Annotated in this window: 13 protein-coding genes; 8 read left to right on the top strand and 5 right to left on the bottom strand. The window is 74.2% G+C overall.

Going from position 1 to position 14,878, the window contains the following annotated elements; translation table 11 throughout:
• Positions 1 to 146 precede the first annotated feature (146 nt).
• Positions 147 to 578: a hypothetical protein gene (locus tag AB0I71_RS08225; protein ID WP_357582640.1), complete on the bottom strand. Its 432-nt coding sequence runs from the start codon at positions 576 to 578 to the stop codon at positions 147 to 149.
• Between the two features lie 397 nt (positions 579 to 975).
• On the opposite strand from AB0I71_RS08225, the gene AB0I71_RS08220 reads away from it, so the two are divergent.
• The 6 genes from AB0I71_RS08220 to AB0I71_RS08195 all read left to right on the top strand — a co-directional run bounded on the left by AB0I71_RS08220 (position 976) and on the right by AB0I71_RS08195 (position 9,488).
• Positions 976 to 1,635: a fibronectin type III domain-containing protein gene (locus AB0I71_RS08220; RefSeq protein WP_357582639.1), complete on the top strand. Its 660-nt coding sequence runs from the start codon at positions 976 to 978 to the stop codon at positions 1,633 to 1,635.
• 210 nt (positions 1,636 to 1,845) lie between these two features.
• Positions 1,846 to 4,464, top strand: a complete 2,619-nt coding sequence (locus AB0I71_RS08215) for a fibronectin type III domain-containing protein (RefSeq protein WP_357582541.1) — start codon at positions 1,846 to 1,848, stop codon at positions 4,462 to 4,464.
• A gap of 25 nt (positions 4,465 to 4,489) precedes the next feature.
• Positions 4,490 to 5,485, top strand: coding sequence for a MoxR family ATPase (locus tag AB0I71_RS08210; RefSeq protein ID WP_357582540.1), 996 nt, complete (start codon positions 4,490 to 4,492; stop codon positions 5,483 to 5,485).
• A gap of 15 nt (positions 5,486 to 5,500) precedes the next feature.
• Complete coding sequence (locus AB0I71_RS08205) at positions 5,501 to 6,820, top strand: DUF58 domain-containing protein (protein WP_357582539.1); 1,320 nt, start codon at positions 5,501 to 5,503, stop codon at positions 6,818 to 6,820.
• Positions 6,796 to 9,171, top strand: a complete 2,376-nt coding sequence (locus tag AB0I71_RS08200; protein WP_357582538.1) for a transglutaminaseTgpA domain-containing protein — start codon at positions 6,796 to 6,798, stop codon at positions 9,169 to 9,171. The genes AB0I71_RS08205 and AB0I71_RS08200 overlap by 25 nt, the downstream gene beginning before the upstream one ends.
• Positions 9,172 to 9,200: 29 nt before the next feature.
• Complete coding sequence (locus tag AB0I71_RS08195; protein ID WP_357582537.1) at positions 9,201 to 9,488, top strand: hypothetical protein; 288 nt, start codon at positions 9,201 to 9,203, stop codon at positions 9,486 to 9,488.
• On the opposite strand, the gene AB0I71_RS08190 is transcribed toward AB0I71_RS08195, so the two are convergent.
• Together AB0I71_RS08190 and AB0I71_RS08185 are read right to left on the bottom strand one after the other, a co-directional pair.
• Positions 9,443 to 10,282, bottom strand: a complete 840-nt coding sequence (locus AB0I71_RS08190; protein WP_357582536.1) for an SDR family oxidoreductase — start codon at positions 10,280 to 10,282, stop codon at positions 9,443 to 9,445. The two genes, AB0I71_RS08195 and AB0I71_RS08190, sit on opposite strands and share 46 nt — an antisense overlap.
• Positions 10,279 to 11,259: an LLM class F420-dependent oxidoreductase gene (locus AB0I71_RS08185; protein ID WP_357582634.1), complete on the bottom strand. Its 981-nt coding sequence runs from the start codon at positions 11,257 to 11,259 to the stop codon at positions 10,279 to 10,281. The genes AB0I71_RS08190 and AB0I71_RS08185 overlap by 4 nt, the downstream gene beginning before the upstream one ends.
• Before the next feature lie 101 nt (positions 11,260 to 11,360).
• Between AB0I71_RS08185 and AB0I71_RS08180 the strand changes: the two genes are divergently transcribed.
• Positions 11,361 to 12,224 (top strand): DUF1028 domain-containing protein, encoded by an 864-nt coding sequence (locus AB0I71_RS08180; protein ID WP_357582535.1) that lies wholly within the window; start codon positions 11,361 to 11,363, stop codon positions 12,222 to 12,224.
• 16 nt (positions 12,225 to 12,240) lie between these two features.
• Here AB0I71_RS08180 and AB0I71_RS08175 read toward each other — a convergent pair whose 3' ends face one another.
• Both AB0I71_RS08175 and AB0I71_RS08170 read right to left on the bottom strand, forming a co-directional pair.
• A complete protein-coding gene (locus AB0I71_RS08175; RefSeq protein ID WP_357582534.1) occupies positions 12,241 to 12,963 on the bottom strand; it encodes a maleylpyruvate isomerase N-terminal domain-containing protein in 723 nt (240 codons plus the stop codon).
• 4 nt (positions 12,964 to 12,967) lie between these two features.
• Positions 12,968 to 13,855, bottom strand: a complete 888-nt coding sequence (locus AB0I71_RS08170; protein WP_357582533.1) for a phosphatase PAP2 family protein — start codon at positions 13,853 to 13,855, stop codon at positions 12,968 to 12,970.
• Between the two features lie 84 nt (positions 13,856 to 13,939).
• Here AB0I71_RS08170 and AB0I71_RS08165 point away from each other — a divergent pair, with 84 nt between their 5' ends.
• A complete protein-coding gene (locus tag AB0I71_RS08165) occupies positions 13,940 to 14,671 on the top strand; it encodes a DUF3159 domain-containing protein (RefSeq protein WP_357582532.1) in 732 nt (243 codons plus the stop codon).
• Positions 14,672 to 14,878: the final 207 nt, after the last annotated feature.

Genomic DNA, 14,878 nt, shown 5'->3' with positions numbered 1-14,878 from the left:
ACCGGAACGGCTCCCGGTCAACGGGTGGCGGACGACGAACAGACAGGTGTGCTGCGGCCCTCCCCTGTCGTCGGCGAGTCGACGTCGACGAGCGTCGAGCCCGGCTCGGGCGGGAACCCGGAGTGGGCCCGACCCACTATCCGGGTTCAGCAGATCGGGCCGCTGCTGGAAGAGGAAGCGGCACGGACCGGTCGTACGCCTGAATCTTCGGCGCCGACGGACCGTGCGGCGTCACCGGTGAGCGCGTCTGCGGCCCCGTCATCGGCGGTCACCGGACAGGGTGCCGAGGGACAGCCGGTCAGTGCCCCGCCTGCCTCGGCCTGGTCGGTCAGCGCGCCACCGGCACCGGGGCAGCCCGCCGAGACACCCTGGAGCCAGACCCAACCGGTCAGCGCACCACCTGTCAGCGCTCCGCCGGTCAGCGCCCCACCGACCAGTGCCCCACCCGCCTCGGCCTGGTCGGTCAGCGCGCCACCGGCACCGGGGCAGCCCGCCGAGACACCCTGGGGCCAGGTCCAACCGGTCAGCGCACCACCGGTCAGCGCTCCGCCGGGATCTGCCGCGCCTCCGCAGGCCACCGCACTGGTCAGCCCGACGGCCGGGCCGCACGACCTGACCGCACCGTTACCTCAGCCCGGTCCGACCAGCGGGCCTCCCGGCTGGGCGCCGCCGACCAGCGGAGCACCCGTCAGCGCACCGCCGGGATCTTCCGTACCTCCGCAGGGCACGTCACTGATCGGCCCGACGGCCGGCCCGCACGACCTGACCGCACCATTGCCGCAACCCGGTCCGACCAGCGGACCACCCAGCCACGCACCGAACAACGGACAAATCAGCCACACACCGCCGACCAGCGGACCACCGGGGTACGCGCCGCCGACCAGCGGAGCACCCCACCCCGCGCCCCCTGGGTACGGGCCGGTCAGCGGTGCCGGAGCGTACGGGCCGGGCGGCGGAGCCAACCCGTACGGGCCGGTGAGCGGAGCCGGGGCGTACGGGCCGCAGGGCGGCGCGCAGCAGGGTGATCCCCGGCTGCCGGGTCATGGTGGCCAGCCGCACGGCTCACCGACCTATCGGTCGCCCGGCGGTCACGGTGCGCCGCCGCCCTATCCGGGGCCTGCGACGCCGCCGGCCTGGGGTCAGTCCGGTGCTCAGCATCCGGGGATCGCCGCGCCGTACCAGGGGCCGCTGGCGATGCCGACGGCGGAGCCGGCGCCGGGTCGGAACCGGGTGGCGATCGTGGTGGCGGTGGTGGCGGTTCTGGTGGCCCTGGCCGCGGTGATCGGGGTGGGTCTGCTGGTCCTGGACCGGCGGGCCGCACCGCCGTCGGAACCTTCGTCGACACCGACGTCGTCGCCGGGGTCGGTCGGCCCGCCGCCGGGGAACCTGACGATGCGCGACGACACGACGACGATCACGTTGACCTGGACGGATCCGTCGGACGGGCTGGTGCCGTTCATGGTGGCCGGTGGGCGGACCGGGCAGTCGCTGGGCATGATGGCCACGGTGGACCCGGGTCGGACCAGCTACACGGTCAACGGGTTGAGCACCCGGGTGAACTACTGCTTCGCGGTGCTCGCCGTCTACGACACCGACCAGTTCGCCACCTCCGACCAGGTGTGCACGTCGCGGTAGGCCAGCACGGCCGGCTGAACGGTGGTGCGAGCGGTCCCGGTCGGACGGTCGTGGCGGGACACGCCGACGACACGCCACGCTGGGTGTCCACAGGCGGACGGTGCGGGTTCCCGGGGTCCGCAGCGTGACCATATGATGGCTCCCGGCTCAGGGGAGGGGTCGCCGTAACGGAGGCGCCACCTGCCGAGACGACACGGGAGGCTGCCGGCTGTGGCGAGCATCGACGAGGCCGTTCCGACCCGCACCCCACGATCCCGGTCCCGGGTACGCGGTGGTCTCGTCACCGTGGGTACGGTGCTGGCGCTGCTGGCGGCGATGGGGCTAACCGTGCTCGGTTTGGGTTCGGCGGACAACGCGGTGGCCAACTACGACGCGAGTTCGTGGTTGTGGAGCGCGGCGCGCAGTGAGTTGGCGCGGGTCAACGGGGTCACCGCGCGGGTGGACACCCGCATGGAGGTGCCGGCGGCGCGGCAGCATCCGATGCAGGTGACGCAGACCGACCGGCTGCTGGTGCTGCGGGATCTGAACACGGGTCAGATCAGCGCGCTGGATCTGGCGACGTTGCAGATCACCGCGACCACGCCCACCACTCCCGGGCTCGGGGTGAGTGTGGCGTTGCACGAGGACGCGGCGTTCGTGGTGGACGCCGTGCAGGGTGTGGTGCGGCAGTTGGATCCGCGATCGCTGGCCCCGGTGGGCGAGCCGGTGCGTTATCCGCCGGGGATCACCGGTGGCGCGTTCGACGGCGAGGGCCGGCTGTGGGTCGCGGTGCCGGCGGAGGGCACGGTCTCGGCGATCACCCCGGCGGTGCTGCCGTCGGAGGCTGCGGACTCGCCGGTGGGTGCACATCGGGTGGAGACGTACGACGTGGCGGAGGCGAGCCACGAGCTGGTGGTCTCCACGTTGGACGACGGGGTGGCGGTGCTGGACCGCACGGCCGGGGCGTTGGTGACTGTCGTGGACGGTACGACCCGACGCACGGCGTTGGCGTCGACGTTGACCGGTCCCGGCATCCTGCCGGTGCGTACCAGCGGGCCGGTGGTGCCGGTGACGGTGCCCGGGCAGCGGCAGGTGCACGCGATCGGTGACGGCGGCGAGGTGCGCTCGTTCACGGTGCCGGGCGAGGGTGACCGGCTCGGTCCGGCGGTGGCCTGGGCGGGGCGGTTCTACTGCGCGGACGAGGTGGCGGGCACGGTGTACGCGTTCGACGCGACGGGCCAGCTGACCGACACGATCCGGGGCCGGTGGGGTGGCCCGCTGGAGCTGGAGGTGCGGGAGAACTACCTGTTCATCAACGCGCCGGACGCGGCGACCGCCCGGGTGGTCGACGACTCGCACCAGGTGCGGGAGGTCGACAAGTACGCCAACGACGTGCTCGGTGGTGATCCGCCGCCGGAGCCTCCGCCGCCGCCTCCGCCGCCGAAGAAGCCTCAGGTGAACAAGCCGGGAGCGCCGCGCAACGTCACGGCGGCGGCCGGCGACGCGCAGGCCAGGGTGAGTTGGCGGCCGGCGGCGAGCAACGGTGCCGAGATCATCAGGTACGTGGTGGAGGGTGCCGGGCAGCGCCTGGAGGTGGGCGCGAACCAGCGGTCGGTGGAGGTCACCGGGCTGACGAACGGTGAGACGTACCGGTTCTCGGTGCACGCGGTGAACGCGAAGGGTGCCGGTCCGACCCGGACCAGCAACCCGGTGACGCCGACGGCGGAGGTGCCGGACGCACCGACCGAGGTGACCGCCGAGGCGCGGGCGGACGGCACGGTGGTGGTGAACTGGCCGGAGGCGAACGGTCAAGGTAACAAGATCGCCCGGTACGCGGTGTCGGCCACATCGGCCGGTACGAACGCCCCGGTCGGTGAGGCGACCGGCACCGAGTTGGTGGTGAAGGCCGGTGAGCTGGAGTACGGCACGCAGTACGCCTTCACTGTCGTCTCGGTCAACGACAAGGGCGCGGCGTCGGAGGCGTCGCCGGTGAGCAACACGGTGGTGCCGTTCACGGTTCCCGGTGAGCCTGTGGAGTTGCGGGCGAGCACGGTGGCCGACCAGCCGGGGACGGTGGCGGTGCAGTGGTCGCCGGCGGTGGCCAACGGCCGGCCGGTGACGGGGTACGTGGTCGAGGTGGGTGACAAGCGCAGCGAGGTCACCGACACCCGGGCGACGGTGGGCGGTCTCGGTGACGGGCAGAACGTCACGGTGCGGGTCCGCGCGGTCAACGAGGCCGGCGAGGGCGCTGAGGCGACGACGACGGCGCGTACGGTGGCCGCGCCCCGGGTGACGGTGACCGGTTCGTCGGCGACCGCGACGGCGGCGACTGTGACGTTCACCGTGGACGCCGGTGGCGGCCAGGCCAGTTGTACCCTGTCCCGGTCAGGTCAGCCGGCGAAGAGTGGCCCGTGTTCGAGCATCACGATGAGCGGGTTGGCCCCCGGCAGCAGCTACACCTTCACGGTGACGGCGACGAACGCCGCCGGCAGCGGAACCGCCACCAGGGCTCAGCAGACCGACGCCCTGTTCGGCGTCGCCACCTGCGAGAACGGCCCCGACGGCGACCAGCGCACCTACTGCGACCGGGACCGTGACGGCCGCAACGGCAACGAGATCTTCTCGGTGCCCCGGCAGGACAACGACCGACAGGTCGGTTGGGCGAAGCCCGGCACCCGGTTGAAGGCGTACTGCAAGGTGCGGGGCACGGACATCGACTCCTGGATCTACAACAACAACAAGCAGAGCACCTGGTGGGTGCAGGTCGAGTACAGCGGACGTAACTACATCCCCTGGGCCTGGCTCAACCTGGAGGGCGGCGACGACATAAGCGTCCTGCCCACCTGCTGATCCACCCCAGGCGAGGAGCACCACCGTGAACAGCCAGGAACCGCTCACCCAGCAGGAGGTGCAGGGCTTCGCCGCCCTGGCCGCCCGGCTGGCCGAGAACGTCAACACGGTGGTGCTCGGCAAACCGCAGGTGGTGCGGCTGGCGTTGACCGCGTTGTTCGCTCAGGGGCACGTGCTGCTGGAGGACGTGCCCGGGGTGGGTAAGACGACCCTGGCCCGGGCGATCGCGGCGACGGTGAAGGGGCAGTGGCGGCGGATCCAGTTCACGCCGGACCTGCTGCCCTCCGATGTGTCCGGGGTGACCATCTTCAACCAGGCCACCCGGGGCTTCGAGTTCCATCCCGGCCCGGTCTTCGCCAACATCGTCATCGCCGACGAGATCAACCGGGCCTCGCCGAAGACCCAGTCGGCGCTGCTGGAGGTGATGGAGGAGCGGACGGTCACCGTGGACGGGGTGCGGCATCCGGTGCCGCAGCCGTTCCTGGTGGTGGCCACCCAGAACCCGGTGGAGATGGACGGCACGTACCGGCTGCCGGAGGCGCAGTTGGACCGGTTCCTGGTGAAGTTGTCGGTGGGGTATCCGGACGAGTCGGTGGAGGTGGAGGTGCTGCGCGGGGCGACGGTCCGCTCCCCCGAGGCGCTCGCGGCGGTGACCGACACCGCCACCGTCGGCGAGATGGTGCGGATGGCCCTGCGGGTGCACATCGCCGAGCCGTTGTACGCGTACGCGGTGCGGCTGGCGGCGGCGACGCGTACCCATCCGCAGGTCCGGGTCGGGGTCAGTCCGCGCGGGGTGATCGCGTTGACCCGGGCGGCGTGCGCGTACGCGTTGATCGACGGACGGGGCTGGATCATGCCGGAGGACCTGAAGACCCTCACCGAGCCGGTCTTCGCGCACCGGTTGCTGCTCACTCCGGACGCCCAGGTGCGTGGGGTGACCGCCGCGGACGTGCTGCGGCAGGCGGTCGCCTCGGTGCCGGTGCCGCTGCCGTCGGGCCAGCCGGCCCCGGCGCACCACTGACCGGCGAGGTCTGGCGTGGGGATCACCGCCCGGGGCATCGGTCTGCTCGTCGCGGCCGGGCTGCTGCTGGGGGCGGGTTTCCGGTTCGGGTACCCGGAGTTGACGTTGCTCGGCGCGGCGGCCGGCACCGCCGTGGCGGTTGCCCTGGTCGCCGCGGCCCGGCGGCCCCGGCTGCTGGTGTCCCGGCAGGCCGACCCGGACCGGGTGGCCCGGGGCGAGCCGGCCGCGATGACGTTGACCGTACGCAACGCGGGAAGGCTGCGGGCGGCGAGCATGCTGGCCACCGACCGCTGCGGTGACCAGGTGGTGCCGGTACCGGTGCTGCGGCTGCGGCCCGGCGCGGACACCACTGTCAGCTACCCGGTGCCGACCAGCCGGCGCGGGGTGGTGCCGGTCGGGCCGCTGCGGGTGACCCGCCGTGACCCGCTCGGTCTGGTGGTGCTGGCCCGCTCCTACGGCGACGTCGTGCCGGTGTGGGTGCACCCGCGCGTTCATCCACTGCGGGCGGTGCCCACCGGCGCGGGACGCAGTCTCGACGGGCGCGTCGACGCGGTACCGCACGGTTCGATCACCTTCGACTCGCTGCGGGAGTACGTCGTCGGTGACGAGTTGCGTCGGGTGCACTGGCGTACCAGCGCCCGGGTGGGTGAGCTGATGGTGCGGGAGAACGTGGACACCAGCCTGCCCCGGATCGTGGTGCTGCTGGACAACCGGGCCGTCGCGCATCCTGACCGGGTCGGCGGGGTGGCGGAGTCGTTCGAGTCGGCCTGTGAGGCGGCGGCGTCGGTGGTCACCGCTGCGGTTCGTGAGGACCTGCCGGTGGTGCTGCTCTTCGTCGCCGCCGAGGGCACCTCCGTCGGATCGATCGGCACCGGGCCGGGTGGGGCGGGGACGGGCGGCACCGGTCCGGGCCGCACGGCGACGGGCGGTGGTGGGAGGGGCACTGGGCCGGACGGCGCGGCACCGGGCGGCGGAGACAGCAGGGGCGGTAGCGCGGCGGGTGGCGACGTCGGCGGCGACGGGTCGGGTACCGGTCCGAGTGGACCGCTGGACCGGTTGGCGGCGGTGACGCTCACCGGCGAGGGCACGCTGGAGGCCGCCACGGCACGGCTGCGCCGCGACCGGCTCGGCGACACCCTTGTCGTCCTCACCGGACCGGGCGCGGCCGAGGATCTGGGGCACGTCGGCGCGCTGCGCGGCGCGTACCCGTCGGTGGTGGTCGGGATCTTCGGGGCGGCGGAGCCGACGCCGCCGGGCGCGGCCGGCCTGGTCGTCGTCGACGCGACCGACGGGGCCGCCTTCGCCGCCGAATGGGACGGGGTACGCCGGTGGTGAGGCTGCTGCGGGCGGCGGCGGTGCCGGCGACGCTCGTCGTGCTGGTCACGCTGTCCGGGGTGGTGCTCGGCCGGGTGTACGCGGGGTCGCTGCTGACCATGCTTGTGGCCGGCGCGGCGGTCGGGTCGGTGCTGGTCAGCGTGGTGACCCGGCGGCTGCCGTCCTGGCTGGTCGCGCCGGTGTCGGTGCTGGCCATGCTCGGGTGGACGGTGGTCTGCCTGCGGGTGGCCGCCACCGGGGCGCAGGTGCCGGGCGGGTTCGTCGAGGTGGCCGGCGACGCCGCCGGTAACGCCATTCCCCGGCTGCTGACCGCGATGATCCCGGTGGAGGCCACGCCGGACACGATCCTGCTGCCGGTGGTCGCCGCCTGGCTGGCCGGGCTGGCCGGCGCGGAGGTGGCGCTGCGGGCCGGGCGGGTGCTGCTGGGCTACCTGCCGCCGGTGCTGCTGCACGCCGGTGCGGTGTACGTGGTCGGACCGAACGCGGAGCCGGCGATCGGCGCGACTGTGGCGTTCGTGGTGACGGCGGCGCTCGGGTTGGCGGTGTCGGCCCGGCCCTCGGACGGTGATCCGGTCGACGGGCTCGCCCCGGCGGTGCGGTCCGGGGTACGAGCCAGGCTGGCGGTGGCCTCGGCCGCCGGTACGGCGGTGGTGGTGGCGCTGGCGGCGTTGCTCGGCCCGGCGGTGGCGGCCCTGGTGGACACTGCGCCGGTGGACCCGCGGCGCTACGTGGAGCCGCCGCAGGTGGAGACGCTCGACGAGAACCCGCTGATCCGGATCTCCGGTTGGGCGTTGAACCCGGAGCAGGAACTGTTCCAGGTGGCGACCGAGCGCCCCGGCGGCGCCGGCCCGGCAGACCCGGCGGGTTCGACCGATCCGGCCGGTCCGCCGGAGGGCGCGGCGAGCGGCGGTGCCGGGGTGCGGATCCGGCTGGCCGTGCTCAGCGACTACGACGGGGTGACCTGGCGGGTGGGCGCGACCTACCGCAACGCCGGCCGGATCCTGCCCCCCACGGAACCGGCCCCGTACGCCACTGTCGAAACCGTCCGGCAGGACATCACCGTCGGTGACCTGAGTGGACGGCTGCTGCCCGCGGTGCCCACCCCACGTGAGGTGAGTGGCGCCCGGGTCGCCTACGACCAGGGCACCGGCACGCTGATCCGTCCCGACGGTCTCACCCCCGGGCTGCGCTACACGGTGACCTCGGCCGAGGAACGCCCCGACAGCAACCTGCTGGCCACCGCCGACACCCCCGCCGGTGACGCGGTGGCCCGGGTGCTGCACGTCCCCGACGGGGCGCCCGAACAGCTGCGGCGGCTGGCCACCCAACTGGCCGAGGAGAACGGCGCGCCGTACGCGCGGGCGGCGGCGATCGAGCAGTGGCTGGCCGAGCACTACCGGCTGGTCGCCGACGCACCGAGCGGCCACGCCTACCCCAATCTGGCGTTTTTCCTGTTCGGGCCGCGCAACGGTGGCGGACAGCGCGGCACGTCCGAACAGTTCGCGGCGTCGTTCGCGGTGCTGGGTCGGCTCGCCGGGCTGCCGACCCGGGTGGTGGTCGGGTTCGCCGCTCCCGGCTCCGGTCCGGTGCGGGCCGCCGACGCGTACGCCTGGCCGGAGGTGCTCTTCGACGGCCTCGGCTGGGTGGCGTTCGACCCGCTGCCCCGACCGGATGAGGAACCCCGGCCGGTGGAGGAGGACTTCCGCCCGCAGCCGGAGGACCCGCCACCGTCGGAGCAGCCGGAGCCCACCCTGGAGCCGACCGCCTCCCCACCGGCGCAGGCCGCCCCCGGTGGCCCCACGGACAGCGGCGGCGTATCGACACCGGTACTGGTGGGTGGCACCGGGGGTGGACTGGTGCTCGTGCTCGTGGCGGTGCTTGTCACCCTGGGATGGTTGCGCCGGGCGCAGACCCGGGCCCGGTTGCACCGGGGCGACCCCGGTCACCGCATCGCCGGCGCCTGGCGGGAGCTGACCGACACGTTGCGGCTGGCCGGGCAGCCGGTGGCCGCCGGTCTGTCCGCCACCGAGGTGGCCGCCCTGGCCCGGCGTGCCCTGGCCGCCGGTTCCGCCTCGAATCCTGGCCGTGCCCCGGCCGGACCGCCGTCGGCGCCCGTCACCGCCGGCCTGGTCCGCACCGCGGACGACTCGGCGGCGGCGTACGCCTCGGTCGACGAGTTGGCGCGTCTGGTCAACCAGGCAGGCTTCGCGCCCGGAAGCGCCACCGAGGACCAGGCGGCAGCCGCCGCCTCGGCGGCCATCGTGTACACCGGCGCGTTGCGTGCCACCCGGTCCCGGTGGCGGCGACTGCTCTGGCTGACACATCCGGGGCCGTTGCGTTGGCCACGTTGAGGGTGGCTGCTGTTTCTTACTCTGCGGGCATGACCACAGGGATGGTTCTTCTCACCGCACTGGTCGTGGTGTTGGCCGCCACCGCCGCAGCGCTGTTCGTCGTCCGCCGTCGGCGTGCCCCCCGGCCGCTGTCCCGCGAGCAGCGACTGGCCGCTGCCGCGAAGGCCACCCGGGAGCTGCGTCGCTCCGCACCCCGCCGACGCCGTGGTTCCGGCGTCGGGCCGAGCGGTGTGCCGGACCGTCACTCGGCGGCCATCGCCGAGAACGCCACCTACGGTGATGCTGCCGGCTTCGGCGGCAGCGGCGGCGCGTCCTGATCGGCGGTGCGCAACCGGCGGACGAGTTTGCGGAGGCCGGACTGCCAGCCGTCGGGGTCCTCGGCGCGGCGGCGGGCGTAGTCGGCCACCTCCGGGTGCGGCAGGATCAGGAACCGTTCCTCCGCCATCCCGGCCACCGCCGCCGCGGCCACGTCGTCCGGGCTGAGCACCGCGCCGGAGGCCGCGATGACCCGGGCGCCCAGGTGCCCGGCGGCCAGTCCGTCGGCGAGCATCGGGGTGTCGACCCCCTGCGGGCACAGCGCGCTGACCCGGATCCCCTGGTCGCGGTAGGTCACCGACAGCCATTCGGCGAAACCGACGGCGGCGTGCTTGGTGGTGGTGTACGCGGCGTCGCCGACGGCGGTCAGCACCCCCGCCGCCGAGCAGGTGTGCAGCAGGTAGCCGCTGCCCCGGGCGAGCATCGCCGGCAGCACCGCCCGGGCGGCGTACACGTGGGCGAGCACGTTGACCCGCCAGGACCGTTCCCAGCCGGCGTCGTCGACCTCCACTCCCCCACCGGTGCTCACCCCGGCGTTGGCGCAGAACACGTCGATCCGGCCGTAGCGGCGTTCGGTGTCGGCGACCAGGGCGCGTACCTGCTCCTCCTCGGTGACGTCGACCGCGACCCCGTGGGCGAGCGGGCCGACGGCGTCGGCGACCGCTTCGACGGCGGCGCCGTCCAGGTCGGCCAGGACGAGTGCGGCGGCTCCCTCGGCGGCGAACCGCCGGGCCAGCGCCGCGCCGATCCCCCCGGCCCCGCCGGTGATCACCGCTACCCGGTCGGTGAGGTTCACGCCGACTCCTTCGCGTCGAGCCCGAGCCGGGCGACCATTGTGGTCAGGGCCGCCGGGTCGGTGGCGGTGACCTCCGGGGTGGGCAGCAGCGCCAGCACCGGTACGTCCACCCCGGCGTCGACGTACCTGTTGACCTGTGCCCGGCACTGCTCGGGTGAGCCGTGCAGGATCAGCGCGTCGACCACCTCGTCGGGCACCGCGGCCAGGGCGCCGCGCCGGTCGCCGGCCGCCCACGCCGCCCACATGTCGGCAAGCGCATCCTGCCGGCCGAGCCAGCGGTGGAACTCCGCGTACGCGGGCACGGTCAGATAGCTGGTGATCATCCGCCGGCCGAGGGTGCGGGCGTACCCGGCGTCCTCGGTGGGACAGACGAAGATCCGGGCGGCCACCTCGAACTGCGGACGCCGCTGTCCCAGCTCGGCCATCGCCCGGGGCACGTCGGTGGCGGCGAGCCAGTTGAGGATCACTCCGTCGGCCTCGGCGGCGGCCAGCCGCAGCATGCCGGGACGCAGCGCGGCCAGCAGCAGCGGCGGCGGTACCACCGGCGGCCGTTCCAGGGTGAACCGACGGACCGCGAAGGTGTCGAAAGCGCCGTCGACGGTCTCCCCGCGCAGCGCCGCCCGCAGGAACCGCAGCACGTCACGGGTACGCCGGAACGGTTCGGTGAACTCCACGGCGTTCCAGTCGGAGACCACCACCGGTGACGACGCGCCGATGCCGAGGGCGAACCGGCCGGGGGCGACGTCGGCGAGCGCGGCGGCGCTCATCGCCAGCAGGCCGGGTCCGCGGGTGAACGCCGGTGTGATCGCGGTGCCCAGCCGCAGCCCGGGCTGCCAGGCGGCGGCCAGCGCCAGTGGGGTGAACGCGTCGGCCCCGTTGACCTCGGAGGACCACACGTCGGTGTAGCCGGCGTCGGCGAGGGCCGCGTACACCGCGGCGTGGTCAGCGAGCGGGATTCCGCCCAACGGCACCGTCATTGCCCATCGCGTCGTCATCGGTCGATGGTGCCCGCCCCGGCGTCGTCGGGCAAGGTCGTCGCGGCGGCCGCAGGACCGTCACCAGCGCTAACCTTCCGAGCGTGACGTTCTCCCTCGTTGCCCGATCCGACGACGGCCGGCTGCACGGCATCGTCGTGGCCAGCCGTTTCCTGGCCGCCGGGGCCCTCGTGCCGGGTGCCGCAGCCGACGTCGGCGCGATCGCCACCCAGGCGCACGTGAACCTGGCCTACCGGCCGCAGGGGCTGGCGCTGCTGCGTACCGGTGTGTCCGCCGCCGGTGTGGTCGCCGGCCTGGTGGCCGCCGACCCGGAACGCGATCACCGACAGGTGGGTGTGGTCGCCGCCACCGGGCCGGGTGCCACCTGGACCGGTGAACACTGCCGTGGCTGGGCCGGTGGGCAGGCCGGTGACGGCTGGGCGGCGCAGGGGAACATTCTCACCGGCCCGCAGGTCGTCGACGGGCTGCGCGACGCCTGGCTGGCCGGTACCGACCTGCCGTTCGCGCAGCGGCTGCTCGCGGCGCTGCGGGCCGGCGAGGCCGCCGGTGGTGACCGGCGCGGCCGGCAGAGCGCGGGGCTGCTGGTGGTGCGCCGTGGCGGCGGGCACGGCGGCACCGGGGACGTCATGATCGACCTGCGGGTCGACGACCACCCCGACCCGATCACCGAACTCGACAGGCTGCTCGCGGTGCACACCCTGCTGTTCAGCCGGCCCGATCCGGCCACCCTGCTGGACCTGACAGGTGCGCTGGCCACCGAGGTCGCCGGCCTGCTGACCGCGCTCGGGTATCCGGCCGACCCGGCGGAACCCGAGGACGCGTTGGTCGCCTGGGCCGGGCTGGAGAACCTGGAGGAGCGGCTCGCACCCGGTCGTATCGATCCGGTGGTGCTGGCCCACCTGCGTGCCGCCGCCCCGCACGTGCCGGCACCCCGCACCGCCGCCTGACCCGCCCGGTCGCCGGTCAGCCGCCGAAGGTGAGCAGCCGGATGCCGGCGGCGTCGAGGGCGTCCCGCTCGGCCCGGCTGCGCGGGCTGCGGCCGGTGGCCTTGCCGATCAGGGTCAGTCGGTCCCAGCCGAGGTCCGCCGGCAGAGCCCGCCCGCCGGTGAGCAGGTCGGCGATCACCCGGGCGGCGGTCGGCGTCAGCCACGGCGGCCGGTCCAGCGCCTCGGCCAGGTCGAGGCCGTGCACGCCGACCTCCACCACCCGGGTACGCAGAAACTCCGTCACCGTCATCGCGTCGCCGTGCCGGGTGCGTACCACCCGGTCGGCGGGGTGGGCGTCGACCGCGGCGAGGGTGGCCCGCCACGTCCGGTCGAAGTCCGCGGCGAGCACCTCGCCGGGCCGGCCCGACGAGGATCCGGCACTGGCCGAGGCAGCCCCGCCCCGGGCGGCCTCCACGCGGGCGGCCTCCACCCGGGCGGACTCGATCCGGGCGGCGTCCACCTCCGGGAGAAACTTCGCCGCACTGAAATAGCCGGCGGCGTCGACCCGGGCGGGGCCGGGCACCGCAGCGCTCAGCATGTCGGCGAGCCGGCCGGCTCCGGTGCGCACGTGGGCCAACAGGTCGGCCACCGTCCACGGCGTGCAGCGGGTCGGGCGGTCGAGGTCCGACCGGTCGAGGGTACGCAGCACCGCGCCGAGACTGTCGCATTCGTCGTGGAACGCCGACCGTACGACGCTCACCCGATCATCCCTTGTAGCGGGGAACGAGACGGTGCACGGCGGTGAGCACCAGCGCCATCACCACCGCCATGGAGCCGGCGATGCCGGCGGCGCTGCCCGCGTAGCCGACGAACAGCGGCCGACGGGCCAGCTCCGCCGCCGGGGTGGATCGCAGACCCACCAGCCACCACAGGGCCAGCACGCAGCCGGCGATCGCCAGCAGCCCGGCCACGCCGAGCAGCACGGCGGTGAGCCGGTGCGCGTCGCCGGGGGCGACCTCGGCCCGTTCGCGCTGGGTGATCAGCAGCAGCAGACCGGCGAGCGCCGCCCAGACCCCGACCACCAGGAACGCGGCGACCGCGTCGCTGGGTCGGTGCCAGCCCGCCGACAGGGTCGCCACCCCGGCGGTCGCGGCGTAACCGGCACCGATCACGGCGGCGAGGGCCCGCGCCTTCGGCGGCAGCACGAGCACCAGGGCCACCGCCACCGAGCCGGCGACCGTGGTGTGCCCGCTGGGCAGGCTGTTGCCGACGTAGACCCGTTCCAGGTCGATGCCGTAGTCGGGACGGCTCAGTCCGTACTTGAGCAGTTGGGTGGTGACGTTGGCGCCCGCGATCAGCAGGGTGGCCGCGACGGCCAGGGCGACCCGACCTCGGATCAGCGCGATGAACCCGATCATCACGGTGACCGCCAGCAGCGACACCACGGACATGGCGTTGAGGATCCGGTCGACCGGTTCCTCGATGTGGTCGCGGCCGATCCGGTTGCCGGTGAGGGCCACCGTGTCGATCCACTGGCCGATCTCCGTATGGAGGGCGAATCGCCAGACGGCGATGAAGGCTGCCGTCTGGATCAGGGCCAGCACCACCAGCCAGACCGCTGTACCACCCCTGGGCGTCACGCGCACCCGCACAACTTAGCGGCACGCCCCCGGTGTCCGGGCGGTGGCCCGCCCGTGGCGTGGAGATAGGTTGGGCCGCAGGTGAAGGAGGGGCACGTGACCGGTACGTCGGAGCGGGACGCCGCCGCGGTCGGGCGACCCGAGTCACTTGCCGATCTGCTCGGCGGGCGTCGGGGCGCCGTTGACGCCACGGTGCCGCCTGTCGCGTTCGCGGCGGGATGGCTGGTGGCCGGCCGGTCGGTGCTGGTCGGGGTGGTGGCGGCCCTGGTCGCCGGGGCGGTGGTGGCCGGCTGGCGGCTACGTCGCGGTGACCGGCCCCGGTCGGTGCTGGTCGGGCTGCTCGCGGTCTGCGTGGCCGCGCTGGTGGTGGTACGCACCGGACGGGCCGAGGACTTCTTCCTCGTGCAGCTGCTGGCCAACGCCGCCAGCGCGCTGGCGTGGGCGGTGAGCATCGTGGTGCGCTGGCCGCTGCTCGGCGTGGTCGTCGGCGCGGCGCTGGGGCAGCGCGGGCGCTGGCGACATGATCCGGCGCTGCTGCGGGCGTACGGCCGGGCCAGTTGGGTGTGGACGGCGACCTACCTGCTGCGGCTGGCGGTGTTCCTGCCGCTGTATCTGGGCGGTCACGTGCTCGCCCTGACCGCGGCCCGGGTGGGTCTGACCTGGCCGCTTGTCGCGACGGCGTTGGCGGCCAGTTGGGCCGTGCTGCGCCGGTCGTTGCCGGCCGGTCATCCGGGGCTGCGGCACCCGGTGACGGCGGAGACCGGACCGGACGGGCGGGCGCAGGGCGACGGCGAGCGGGAACCGGACGCATCAGGGTCGGGACAATAAGGGAGAGGCCGCCACGGGGGGAGCGGCCTCTCCGGTGATGTACGTTACTCCGTCCCGGGCCGGGTTGTGATCCCGGGGCGGTCACTTTTTTTCGCGATGTGCGCGCCGTGCCCGGCGGGTCGGGGTGGTGGGGTGGGCCGACCGCTCCGCTGCGTCGGCCAGAGGGCCGACCCACCCCGGCCTGACCGTGGGTGTCAGGCCGTCAAC

This window comes from Micromonospora sp. NPDC049891, from assembly GCF_040660295.1.
Taxonomy (GTDB): domain Bacteria; phylum Actinomycetota; class Actinomycetes; order Mycobacteriales; family Micromonosporaceae; genus Micromonospora.
This window is presented reverse-complemented; position numbering and strand designations above follow the sequence as displayed.